A 12,661-nucleotide genomic window follows, 5' to 3' on the forward strand; every position below is an offset into this window, starting at 1 on the left:
ATTTGGTATAATAAAGGTGAATCCAGAGGCAGGCTAGAAAGGAAAAAATCGGAAACGAAACAGCCGCTGATGGTCGTTTTGCACATTGCAGTTTGAAATAAGGAGAGGAGGTTTATCATGTCTTTGTCTACCTTATTTGAAGTATCAATAGCTATTTTGGGTGTGGCCTCTGCTGGTTACCTCATCTATGCCTATTATGAGTTTCTAAAAGATATAGCTCATATGGAGAAAGTACATCATTTTCATCACGGAGGTTGAGACAAAAGTGTCTCGACCTCGCTTTTTATTAGAAAGAGATCCTTGAGGTTGCAGCTGCTTGCTCAATAGCCCTCAGTTGTTGTGCAGCTTCGCGGGGCTGGGACTGTTTATAGCTCTAGGAAAGTTTTTTAAGTTTTGGCTCAGAAACAAGGGAGGCAAGCTAAATCTTTGAAAAGGTAGTGCTATTCTGCCACCTTACTTTTATTCTAGTCCTCTTGGTTTTCATATTGATTTAAAAATGTTAAAATAGTAGGCAAGAAAGCGGAGAGAATGCATGCCAAAAGAAGAAAATTTAACGGGGAATCAGGTTGTAGCCCTAACAAAAAAATATTTAGCTGCAGAGGATGTAGCTTTTGTTCAAAAGGCGTTGATTTATGCGATGGAATGCCATAGCGGGCAAACTCGTAAGTCGGGAGAGCCCTATATTGTCCATCCGATTCAGGTGGCGGGAATTTTAGCCAAGCTCAAGCTGGATGCTGTTTCAGTAGCCTGTGGTTTTTTGCATGATGTCGTAGAGGATACGGCGGCGACCTTGGACGATCTGGAGCGAGAATTTGGTCATGATGTGCGCGTGATTGTGGATGGTGTGACCAAGCTTGGGAAAGTCAAATACAAGTCTCACGAAGAACAGTTGGCGGAAAATCATCGCAAGATGCTCATGGCCATGTCTGAAGACCTTCGAGTGATCTTGGTCAAGCTGGCTGACCGTCTGCATAATATGCGTACTCTAAATCATTTACGGCCAGACAAGCAAGAGCGAATCTCGCAGGAAACGATGGAAATCTATGCTCCTCTGGCCCACCGTTTGGGGATTTCCAGTGTCAAATGGGAATTGGAAGACTTGTCTTTCCGTTACCTCAATCCGACGGAATTTTATAAAATTTCCCACATGATGAAGGAGAAGCGTCGAGAGCGGGAAGCTCTGGTGGAGGAAGTTGTCCACAAGATTGAAACCTACGCAGGCGAGCGCAATCTACACGGTAAGATTTATGGTCGTCCCAAGCATATTTACTCCATCTACCGCAAAATGCAGGACAAGAAGAAGCGGTTTGATGAGATCTACGATCTGATTGCCATTCGTTGCATTTTGAGCACCCACAGTGATGTCTATGCCATGCTGGGCTACATCCATGAGCTTTGGAAACCCATGCCGGGGCGTTTCAAAGATTATATCGCCAACCGCAAGGCCAACGGCTACCAGTCCATCCATACGACCGTTTATGGACCTAAAGGTCCGATTGAGTTCCAGATTCGAACCAAGGAAATGCACGAAGTCGCAGAATACGGGGTCGCTGCTCACTGGGCCTATAAAAAAGGAATTAAGGGTCAGGTTGACGGCAAGGAATCTGCCATCGGGATGAATTGGATCAAGGAATTGATGGAATTGCAGAACCAGTCAGGTGATGCAAAGGAATTTGTTGATTCGGTTAAGGAAAGCTACCTGGCTGAGGAAATCTATGTCTTCACACCGGATGGAGCAGTACGTTCTTTGCCTAAGGACTCAGGACCCATTGATTTTGCCTATGAGATCCATACTAAGGTTGGGGAGAAGGCGACAGGAGCCAAGGTTAATGGCCGCATGGTGCCGCTCAATACCAAGCTGAAGACTGGGGATCAGGTGGAAATCATCACCAATGCCAATTCCTTTGGACCTAGTCGTGACTGGCTTAATCTTGTCAAGACCAGCAAGGCTAGAAATAAAATCCGTCAGTTCTTTAAAAATCAAGACAAGGAGTTGTCTATTTCTAAAGGGCGGGAGCTTTTGCAGGCTCAATTTCAGGAGAATGGTTATGTAGCCAATAAGTACATGGACAAGAAGCACATGGAAGATGTGCTGCAAAAGACCAGCTATAAGACCGAAGAAGCGCTTTTTGCGGCAATTGGTTTCGGTGAGATCGGTGCCATTAGTATTTTCAATCGTTTGACAGAAAAAGAGCGCCGTGAGGAAGAGCGGGCCAAGGCTAAAGCAGAGGCAGAGGAATTGGTCAAGGGCGGTGAAGTTAAGGTCGAAAATAAAAAAGACACCCTTAAGGTCAAGCACGAAGGCGGTGTGGTTATTCAGGGGGCGTCTGGTCTCCTCATTCGGATTGCCAAGTGCTGTAATCCTGTTCCTGGTGATGACATTGTTGGTTACATTACCAAAGGACGCGGCGTAGCTATTCACCGGCAAGATTGTATGAATCTCAAGGCTCAGGAAAATTACGAGCAGCGCTTGCTTGATGTGGAATGGGAAGAAAATAATTCGACTAAAGAGTACACGGCTCACATTGACATTTATGGTCTCAATCGGTCTGGCCTCCTTAACGATGTGTTGCAGGTGCTGTCTAATACCACCAAAAACATCTCAACGGTTAATGCCCAGCCAACTAAGGATATGAAATTTGCTAATATCCATGTTTCTTTTGGCATTGCTAATCTGTCCATGCTGACGACGGTGGTGGATAAGATCAAGAGTGTGCCAGAGGTGTATTCGGTCAAACGAACCAATGGCTAAGTGCGATCCTGTCAGAGTAGATAGTAGTCAGAAATAAAGGAAAAGATATGAAAATTGTCATTCAGCGTGTCAAACGTGCTCAGGTCAGTATTGACCAGCAGCTGCATAGCAGCATTGAACAAGGTCTCCTGCTCTTAGTCGGAGTGGGTCCTGACGACAGTCAGGAAGATATGGACTACGCGGTCAGGAAGATTGTCAATATGCGGATTTTTTCCGATGCGGAGGATAAGATGAATCTGTCTATCAAGGATATTGGCGGAGAGATTCTTTCCATTTCCCAATTTACGCTCCATGCAGATACCAAAAAGGGAAATCGGCCAGCCTTTACAGGTGCAGCCAAGCCGGACATGGCTAGTCCCTTTTATGACAAGTTTAACCAGCTGTTAGCTGAGCAAGTGCCAGTCAAGACGGGCGTGTTCGGAGCAGATATGCAGGTGGAATTGGTAAATGATGGACCGGTGACTATTTTACTTGACACCAAAAATCGGTGAAAGAATTGCGCGCCTTTTGAAGGTTAGTGGTTTAAGACCAAGCAAAAATAGTTTGTTTCTTTTCTAGAGAAAACGGATATTTATAGGCTTCATAAGTAACTTTTAATGGCCCATGCTGGTTTCCTTAGAAGTTCTTATGAGGCTTTTTGTGTGGTTTAAAGGCGATATTATTCTAGCAGGCAGCTTTGGAGTTGATAAAGCGGAATGGCAGACATGGGTTGCTCCTTGTCAGATGCGACAGATGTCTAGGGCTTATTGGAAAAGGGCTTTTGTGACTTATGGTATAATGATATATATAAGTTTGAGGAGTCTCTTGATTTTTTCAGACTGATCTTCATAAAAAGAATAGGAAATAAGATGCGCTCGATTCTTGCTTTATATATCACCCTGATGCCGGTCATTCTGGCTGGAGTACTGAATATGATCTTTTGCAAGTCTTCACTGCTGCAGGCAGCTTATCGGCCCATGGATGTTGGGCTGGTTTTAAAGGATGGGAAGAGGCTTTTTGGGGCTAACAAGACCTGGAAAGGTTTCTTGGGTATGATTGTCTGGGGAGCTTTGGCTCAGATCCTTTGGGGCTTGCTCTTGAAGAGTCTTCCTAGTCTAGAGAAGCTGCATTTAGTTTATGCCTTTTACGAAAATACCGTGCTCTTTAATCTAGTGCTTGGGGCTTTTTTGGGGCTGGCTTATGTTTTGTTTGAGCTGCCCAATAGCTTCATCAAGCGTCGTTTGGAAATCAGAGAGGGCAAGACGGCGGAGAATGGCTGGAAATGGATCTTTATCTGGATAGACCAGATTGATTCCTTGATTGGCTGTATCATTTTCTTGCTTTTCTATATCCCTCTGTCTTGGCAGCAGATGCTGGGCATTCTAATCCTAGGGGCGGGCACGCATCTAGGAGTCAACCGCCTGCTCTACTGGGCCAAGCTTAGAAAAAATCGTATGTGAGATGGGAGTTTTTGATGAAAGAACTATGGCTGGAAAAAGAGTCTTCGGCCGTCTATGGCGGTAAAATCAATCAGTTAATCAGCCTCTGTCAGCAAGGGCTTTCGGTTCCTAAGGGGTTGATTTTGCCAGCGGACCAAGTAATGGCTTGGCTAAGAGCGGCTCTGCCAGAATACTCAAAAGAGGGACTTAAAGAATTAATTCATTTGGGCAAGGAGGAAATTGCGGAGCGTTTGCAGCACTATCCCTTGGAGCCAGCTTGGTTGCAGAACTTATCCGACTTTTGTCAAGAAAATCAAGCCTATATCGTTCGCAGCAGTGCCCTCTTAGAAGACGGACAGGCCATGTCATTTGCCGGCCAATATGACTCGATTGGCGACTGCCGGACACTGTCAGAAATCGAGCAGGGCATTCGTTCTTGTCTGCTTTCCCTCTTTAATCCAGAAGCCTTGGCCTATTGGCAGCGTCTGGGTCTGCTTGAGCAGGATTTTGCCATGGCAGTGCTGATCCAGGAGCAGATAGAGCCCGACTTCAGCGGCGTCTGCTTTTCCCTGGACGTAGCAACCAATCAGGACCAGTCTATGCTGCTTGAGTATGTAAAAGGATCGGCTGAGAGCTTGGTTAGCGGTCAAGTCAATCCTAAGCAACTGACTCTTTCTTGGTACAAGCCGGACTGGAGCCAGTTTGAGAAAGTTGAAATGCCTCTGGCAGTCTTGCAGAAGCTGCACTCGCAGGTTTTGGAGATTGTAGCGTATTTTGGTCGGCCGATGGATATTGAGTGGTGTGCCGTACAAGAGCAAGTCTATTTGCTGCAGGCTCGGCCCATCACGACAGTACCAACTAAAATCGACAGTGGCCGCTGGACAACGGCGAATTTTCGGGATGGAGGCGTTGCGGCTCAGCCCTGTCCCAACCTGATGTGGAGCCTTTACCGCCATTCTTGGCAAGAGGCACTCTCCAGCTTTTTGCTGGCAATTGGCCTAGAGCCTGAAGGTGTGATGCCACCGCTGATGCGCCTGCACTATGCACGGCCTTTCTGGAACTTAGGCGTGGTCAAGCAAGGTATGGAGCAGATTCCGGGGTATATTGAACGAGACTTTGATGATGAGCTGGGAGTTAATAAAGACTACCAAGGTCAAGGTTTTACCAGCAAATTAAGTCCAGCCTTGCTCTTGAATTTCCTGCGGGTAGCTTTAAAAACACAAAAAGTAACTAAAACCTTTCTGCATCAGGCGCCAGACAAGCTGCAAGAGTTGCGCCAGCAATTTAATCGCCTGAATCAAGAAATACGAGAACTAGACGATCAAAGCCCACTACATCAAGTCGAGAGTCTTTGGCAGTTGGTGCTAAATCAGGCTTATTTAGACAGTGAGGGAACTTATTTCTGGCAGGCCTACATCAATACGGTCCAGCTGTCTATGAAAAAGACCAGTCTACTCAAATGGCTGACGGTTGATGAATTTTTCCAACTAATAGCTAAACTAGGAAACGTTTCGCATACCAAGCCTTTAGCTAAAATGCTGGAAGCTGCAGATCTTGTTTTGGCAGATGAGAAGTTGACAAACGACTGGCTGAAGTTATCGGTGGAAGAGTTGCAGCAACTGGCTGCACAATATCCTGAGCGAGCAGATTTCATCAAGATTCAGGATTTCCAAAAGGATTTTGGCTATCACTCGGCACGGGAGCTGGACTTACGAGAAGCTAGTTATGAAGAAGATGCTCATCAGGTGCTGACAGCAGTTCAGCAATTGGTTGCTGATTCAGCGTATTACCAAGCGGCCAAAGCTTCGCTCAGTCCTGTCTCAGAGTCTGAGCTAGATCTTGCTCATCTATCTCGAACCAAGCAGAAAAAGATAGAAAAAATCAGTCAAGACCTGCGGAACTTGCTCTGGTGGCGGGAGGAGTTCAAGGATATTTCCACGCGCTATTACCACCTCATTCGACAGATTAGCCTTAAACTTGGCCGAGCCTATGAAAAGCGAGGCTTTCTGAAAAATAAACAAGATATTTTTTACATTAAGAAAGAAAGTCTGACTGCCTTTATGGAAGGTCAAAAGACTGCAGACCAGCTTCAAGAAGAGGCTGCTGATAATCAGCATTATTGCCAGGCCTATCGGAATTTTGAGCCAGTTGGTGATTTGACTGATAAAGAGATGAGTCTGGAAGAAGAGGCCCATGAGAGTCAGGCTCTGCTGACGGGAATGCCAGCCAGCAGCGGTCAGGTAACCGGTCGGGTTCGAGTCCTCTTGGATTTGGCGGATATTGAGACGATTGAGCCAGGAGAAATTCTTGTCACCCGCTATACAGATACGGGCTGGAGCTATGTTTTCGGTATTCTGGGCGGTCTTGTGACAGAGTACGGCGGGGTTCTCTGCCATGCCTCCATCGTCGCTCGGGAATGCGGAATTCCAGCTCTGGTCTGCGCTAAGAATGCAACTCAGCTGCTAGAAACTGGCATGCTGGTAACTTTAGATGGAAGAAGAGGAGAAATAAGAATTCATGAAGAAGAATGAACCTTTGTTTATCGGTGAATACGACAAATCTGTTATCCTGACTTATATGGGCGCTGCTTTTGCACTGTTGGCAGTCTATGCCATCATTCAGTCCCAGCTGCGGCTGGCCATGATGGCCTTTATCGTTAGTGGTATCTGTGACCTCTTTGATGGTGTGGTGGCGCGGCGGATGAAGCGGACTGAAAGTCAGAAGCGCTTCGGCATTGAGATTGATTCGCTCTGCGACATGATTAGCTTTGCGGCTCTCCCGGCTGTGCTCCTCATGACTCAGCTGCCCTTGGGAGCGGCAAATATTATCTTGACTGTCCTCTATGTCTTGGCTGCGGTTACGCGTTTGGCGCATTTTAACCGCTTGGCCAAGCATGATGAAGGATCTGGCTCTTATTTTATCGGCTTGCCCGTGACCTACAGCGCCCTCTTTTTCCCTCTGACCTATCTGGTCTGTCAATGGCTGGCGCCTGGTCTCTTTGCTTGGGTGTGGCTAGGTTTGTCTCTTTTGCTGACCTTCCTATTTGTCTACAACTGCCGCATTCCCAAGCCAAATAAGCTGGCCTATCTGGTCTTTGCGATTTTAGCTGTTGTAAGTCTGATTGGTCTGGGGGTTCTCCCGCATGGTTAAGGTCTATCAGAGAAAGACTGGCCAAGTAGTGGAACCGATTGAATACAAGGCGGGTCTGTTAGACAAGCTTTATGGTACTGCCTGGGGTCGATTCCTATTGCCTATCTTGACCCGACCTAGCCTGTCTTATCTTCTGACTTTGATAGACTACACTTCTTTTTCTCGTAAGAAAATAGCAGCTTTTGTAGAAAATTATAAGCTGGATCTGGCTGACTATGAAGATGGTCCCTATTCTAGCTTCGCGGCTTTCTTCCAGAGAAAGATCAAGTCCGCTCTGCGTCCAGTCTGTCCTGACAGTCAAGTACTGGCTGTGGCGGATGCCAAGCTAGAGGCTTTTACCATCATTCAGGACTTGCGGCTGACAATTAAGGGGCAGACATACGAGCTAGCAGACTTACTGTTGGATGATGACTTAGCTCAGCTGTTTAGAGGCGGAACAGCGCTTGTCTATCGCTTGGGAGTGGAAGACCTGCACCGCTATCTGGCTGCTGAATCCGGCAGCATTATCCGAAGACGAAAAATCAAAGGCCGCCTGCATACGGTCAGACAGGTAGCCCAGAAGCGGCGCCTGATTTACAAGGAAAATAAAAGAGAATACTGTCTTTTAGATACCGACCTAGGACCTGTCCTGCAGATGGAAGTAGGGGCTCTTTTGGTCGGAAGAATATACAATCACAGTCAGGACCATTTGGTCAGGGGGCAGGAGAAGGGTTGCTTTGGTCTGGGTGGCTCAACCATTCTTGTCCTCTATCCAGCAGGCACGATTCGCTTGGATCAGGATATCCTGACTTACTCAGACCTCGGAATAGAAACCCAGATTCAAATGGGTGAAAAGATTGGAGAAAAGCTATGTTTAAACGATTAGCTGTTTATTATAAGGAAATGTTTCCTTTGCTGCCGCGCTTTTTTGTGGCTGCCATCATGTTTTTTGAGATTTATTTTGTCCTTCTGCTCAATGATGGAGTAACCACCTTTCACTTTGACCATCAGGAGTTGATTGGGATTTTTACGATTTTTGTCTTTCTGATGATTCTGCGGATCGCAGATGATTTCAAGGACTACGAGACCGACAGACGGCTCTTTCCTCATCGGGCTCTGCCATCTGGCCGGGTGAAAAAGAAGGACTTGGCCGTTGCCCTCAGCTTTATCGTAGCGGTGTCTGTGCTTCTCAATATCCTCTTTATGAACAATGTTGGTTGGTTCCTCTTTCTCTATATCTACGGAACTCTCATGTCCTTCTGGTTCTTCAAGCGTGACAAGATTCAAAATTCCCTGCCACTGGCTCTAGTGACCCATAATCCGGTCATGATGATTTTGAATCTCTATACCATCTCTTTTGTCTGTTACAAGTACAATCTGCCTCTCTTGTCCCTGCCGACTATCCTGCTGGCCTTTACCATGTATTTCCCAAGTCTGATCTGGGAAGTCTGCCGCAAGATTCGAGCACCAAAAGACGAGACAGAGTATGTGACCTATTCTAAGCTTTTTGGCTACAAAAAAGCCACTCGTTTTATCGAGGTGGTGACTCTGCTGGATATCTTGACCAATTTCGCCCTTCTCTGGAATATTTCCCATGTCGGAGTGGTGGTCTTGGTGCTGAATGTCATCTGGATGACCGTCCAGTTTGAGCAGTTTATCAAGGATCCGACTCGCTTTAATATACGTGAGCGGGTGGAGCGCTATACCTATATCACGGAGACGACCATGGTTCTGTCCGTTGCTGTTTATCTCTTGATGGGGGTACTTTGATGAAAAGAATCAAGCAGACAGGGCTTGACCAGGTCGGAGGCAAGGCCTATCATTTGCTGAAAATGCAGGCTGCTGGTTTGCCAGTGCCTGACTTTGCAGTGTTTGCTTTTGACTTTTTTCAAGAATCTGCCAGCTCTGCTGACTTAGAGCGGATGGAAGTAGCCTATCGGTCTGGAGAGTTGGACTTGTCCCAGCTCAGTCAGCAGCTGCAGGACTGGGCCAGAGATCAGTTTAGTCAAGAAGATCTGACGGCAGCAGAAAGTTGGGTTCGTAAGGAATTTTTCCAGACAGACTGTCGCTTTGCAGTCCGCTCATCTGCAACCATTGAGGATGGGAAGGCTTCATCCTTTGCCGGTCAGTTTGAGAGCCAGCTCAATGTGAAGCCAGAGGGGCTTAAAGAAGCTATTCAAGCGACCTTGCTCTCTCTTTATCAGGAGTCGGCTCTTAGCTATCTATTTGAGCAAGGCCTGTCTTTGAAGCAGGCTCAGATGATTTGCCTTGTGCAGGTCATGCAGGAGGGAGACTTGTCTGGGATTTACTTCACAGCTAATCCCAAGGGCATTCTGAACGAGCATATCATTGTTATCGGTCGGGGCTTGGGCAATAAGGTTGTCGAGGATAAGATTCCTACAACCATGGTGACGCTCCATCCTAAGGATCAGCTCTTTTATACAGAGCAGACGGAGGATTCACCAGAATTATCACAGGAACAACTCGAGGAGTTACAAGCCTTGGCTGGTCAGGTGAGTCAGCTTTTCGGACCCTATATGGATATGGAGTTCACCTTCGCAAATGATCAACTCTATCTCTTGCAGGCGCGACCTATTACCACCTTGCCAGAGGGACAGCAGATTATTCTGGATAACAGCAACATTGTCGAGAGTTATCCAGGCGTTTCCAGTCCTCTGACTATTAGCTTTATCCAAGAGGCTTATGCCAGCATTTTTCGCAGTCTGGCCCAGCGCTTGGTTGGCAAGGATGCCCCTGAGTTGGCTGCCTATGAAGCCACTTTTCAAAATATGCTGCAGCCGGTCAATAGCCGAGTCTATTACCAGATTCAGGGCTGGTATCAACTGCTGCAGCTTCTGCCTTTTTCGAAGAAAATCATTCCTATCTGGCAGGATATGCTGGGAGTGCGAGAGACAGAGGTGCCTCAGATGCCGGTGCACCTATCTGCTTTTAAACGGCTGCAAATCATGCTTCGTATCGTCCGAGAGTTTTGGACAGCTCCCAAGCAAATGAGACAATTGGAAGAGCAGTTCGCCCAGATTCAGCGCGAATACGAAGCGAGCTTTTCTCCCGACGCAGATGCGGAGACCTTGATTGCCTTGGTCAGCAAGCTAAAAGAGGATATTCTGGCTCACTGGGACATTACGCTGGTTAATGACCTCTATGCTTTTGTCTATACTGGACTCCTGAAGAAGTCGCGTCGCGGCGGAGCAGTTCAGGCTGAGATTGCGGGAATTGAACAGATTGAAAGCATGAGACCAGCCTTGGCTCTGCAAGCTTTAACAGCTCAGCTGAAAGCAGAAGAAAATGCAGAGATTAGACAGGCCATGGTAAGTGAAAGTCCAGCAGTCTTTCTAAATCGCCAGCATCCTTTGGTTCAAGAAATAGTTCATTTTATCCATGAATTTGGCGATCGAGCTCCGGAAGAGTTGAAGTTAGAAACTCCCACCTTCCGAACGCATCCAGAGCGTCTGCTCAAGCTCCTGCTGCAAATGTGCCAGCAAGAGGAGAAGAAGTTGGCACCTCAGAAACTTGAAGAAGAGGTGCAAAAATCAGACTGGTGGACGAATTTTCTTCGCCAGCGAGCCATGACTGGTGTTAAATATCGGGAGGGCTCCCGCTTAAACCGCACACGAATCTACGGCATGATGCGACAGATTTTCCGAACGCTTGGCCAGCAATTAGCCGATCAAGGGCTGCTGGCTACGCCCGACGATGTTTTTTACCTGACAAAGGAAGAGCTGTTTGAATTGACCAGAAAGCCCAGAGATGTTAGTGGCTTGATAGCCGAGCGTCGGGAGAAGTTGGAGGCTGATAAGGAACTGCCAACCTTTAGTCGCTATGTTTTTGCAGGACAGGTCTTTGAGAAATACCTGAAACCACAAAACCACACCAGCAGTCATAATACGCGTAATCAATCCTTACAAGGTATTGGTTGCTCACCTGGCTGCGTCAAGGCCCAGGTTCTGGTCGTGGAAGATGTGCAGGAGATTGAGTCTGCTCAGGACCGTATTATCGTGACCAAGATGACCGATCCGGGATGGGTTTATCTTCTGACCCAAGCCAAGGGTGTCATTGCCGAGCAGGGGTCCTTGCTCTCGCACACGGCCATTATTTCCCGCGAGTTAGGTATTCCTTCCATTGTCAATGTCAGAGGTGTCTGCAGCCAGCTGCAAAACGGTGATTGGATTGAGATGGATGGCCTGACTGGCAAGATTCGACTAATCAAGGAGGAAGACCATGCTGGAAATTAAACCAGTCAAACCCAATACGACAGAGCTGGATGATTTTCTAGCCCTGCCCAAGAAGATTTACCAGCCTGAGTACCTTATGCAGTCGGAAGAGGAAGAACTGGCTTTGATTGAAGGCAGTCACCCGCTGAGTTCTGACTTAGATACCTATGCCTTTGTTGGCTATACGGATGGTCAGCCTTGTATTCGAGGCCTCCTGACCTTTTATTCAGATGATGAGGCTGCTTACTTGGGATTTTTCGAGTCGATCAATGACCAACAACTTGCATCTGCTTTTATCGAGCATTTAGCAGGATTTGCCCGCAGTCTCGGGGCGATTAAGATAATTGGTCCGGTACAGGCAAGCTTTTGGCTGGGCTATCGAATGCAGCTGACTGGAACAGAGGAGCTCCCTTTTACTGGAGAACCTCATAATCCAGACTATTATCCTGAGCTGTGGCAGGCTGCTGGTTTTGAGCTCAAGGAGCGCTATCTGTCCAATTTTTATCCCAAGGTCAGCAATCAAACTCATCAGAACAAGCTAGCTCATCGCTTTGAGTCTTTTGAAAAAGCAGGTTTCATCATTTGTTCTCCCAAAAAGGAGGACTGGGAACAAGCCTCGCTGCAGGTTTTTGAACTCCTAAATCGCCTCTATCAAGATTTCCCAATTTATCGGTCTATTTCCAGTCAGCAGTTCAGTCAGATTTTTCAAAAATACCAGTATATTCTTGATTTTTCCATGGTTAAGCTGGCTTATAAGGAGGGCAGGCTAGCAGGTTTTCTAATTGCCATGCCGGACTATGGCTCTCTGGTTTATCAAAAACTCACTCCTCTTAATCTGGCCAAGCTTTTTTGGACCAAGCATTTTGCCAAACGTTATACGATTATGTATCTGGGAGTGGATGAAGAATTCTTGGGCTTGGGCTCTGCCTTGGCCTATCCGATTTTTAAAGAAGCGCAGAAACGTCAAGCCTCAGCTATTGGTGCCCTGATTCATCAAAATACCGTCACGCGTCACTATGCGGCAAAATTGCAAGGGGACAAGCATGAGTATGGTCTCTTTGAGTTGGATTTGGGGCTTAGATGATCTGTAACACAGTAGGTTCTCTCACAGGGAATCTGCTTTTTGCTTT

General features: G+C 46.9%; 10 protein-coding genes. All 10 read left to right on the forward strand.

Annotation, left to right across the window (positions count from 1 at the left end):
• The first annotated feature begins 117 nt into the window (after window positions 1–117).
• The 10 genes from ACWPVL_RS05300 to ACWPVL_RS05345 all read left to right on the forward strand — a co-directional run bounded on the left by ACWPVL_RS05300 (window position 118) and on the right by ACWPVL_RS05345 (window position 12,615).
• Window positions 118–258: a hypothetical protein gene (locus ACWPVL_RS05300; protein ID WP_167320505.1), complete on the forward strand. Its 141-nt coding sequence runs from the start codon at window positions 118–120 to the stop codon at window positions 256–258.
• 274 nt (window positions 259–532) lie between these two features.
• Window positions 533–2,752: a RelA/SpoT family protein gene (locus tag ACWPVL_RS05305; RefSeq protein ID WP_005592469.1), complete on the forward strand. Its 2,220-nt coding sequence runs from the start codon at window positions 533–535 to the stop codon at window positions 2,750–2,752.
• Between the two features lie 47 nt (window positions 2,753–2,799).
• The gene (dtd, locus tag ACWPVL_RS05310; protein ID WP_454387368.1) at window positions 2,800–3,243 is read left to right on the forward strand and encodes a D-aminoacyl-tRNA deacylase; all 444 of its coding nucleotides are present in this window, start codon (window positions 2,800–2,802) and stop codon (window positions 3,241–3,243) included.
• A 357-nt stretch (window positions 3,244–3,600) separates the two neighbouring features.
• Window positions 3,601–4,191 carry a CDP-archaeol synthase gene (locus ACWPVL_RS05315; RefSeq protein ID WP_454387370.1) on the forward strand — a complete coding sequence of 197 codons (591 nt, stop codon included), beginning with the start codon at window positions 3,601–3,603 and terminating at the stop codon, window positions 4,189–4,191.
• Between the two features lie 14 nt (window positions 4,192–4,205).
• Window positions 4,206–6,701, forward strand: coding sequence for a PEP/pyruvate-binding domain-containing protein (locus ACWPVL_RS05320; protein ID WP_454387372.1), 2,496 nt, complete (start codon window positions 4,206–4,208; stop codon window positions 6,699–6,701).
• Window positions 6,688–7,320, forward strand: coding sequence for a CDP-alcohol phosphatidyltransferase family protein (locus ACWPVL_RS05325; RefSeq protein WP_454387374.1), 633 nt, complete (start codon window positions 6,688–6,690; stop codon window positions 7,318–7,320). The genes ACWPVL_RS05320 and ACWPVL_RS05325 overlap by 14 nt, the downstream gene beginning before the upstream one ends.
• On the forward strand, window positions 7,313–8,185 hold the full coding sequence (locus ACWPVL_RS05330; protein WP_454387376.1) for a phosphatidylserine decarboxylase: 873 nt from the start codon (window positions 7,313–7,315) through the stop codon (window positions 8,183–8,185). The genes ACWPVL_RS05325 and ACWPVL_RS05330 overlap by 8 nt, the downstream gene beginning before the upstream one ends.
• Complete coding sequence (locus ACWPVL_RS05335; RefSeq protein ID WP_454387378.1) at window positions 8,170–9,069, forward strand: UbiA family prenyltransferase; 900 nt, start codon at window positions 8,170–8,172, stop codon at window positions 9,067–9,069. The genes ACWPVL_RS05330 and ACWPVL_RS05335 overlap by 16 nt, the downstream gene beginning before the upstream one ends.
• The gene (locus tag ACWPVL_RS05340; protein WP_454387380.1) at window positions 9,069–11,552 is read left to right on the forward strand and encodes a phosphoenolpyruvate synthase; all 2,484 of its coding nucleotides are present in this window, start codon (window positions 9,069–9,071) and stop codon (window positions 11,550–11,552) included. Before ACWPVL_RS05335 ends, ACWPVL_RS05340 begins: the two co-directional genes overlap by 1 nt.
• Window positions 11,539–12,615, forward strand: a complete 1,077-nt coding sequence (locus ACWPVL_RS05345; RefSeq protein ID WP_454387382.1) for a hypothetical protein — start codon at window positions 11,539–11,541, stop codon at window positions 12,613–12,615. Before ACWPVL_RS05340 ends, ACWPVL_RS05345 begins: the two co-directional genes overlap by 14 nt.
• Window positions 12,616–12,661: the final 46 nt, after the last annotated feature.

Source organism: Streptococcus sp. Marseille-Q8145 (assembly GCF_965112035.1).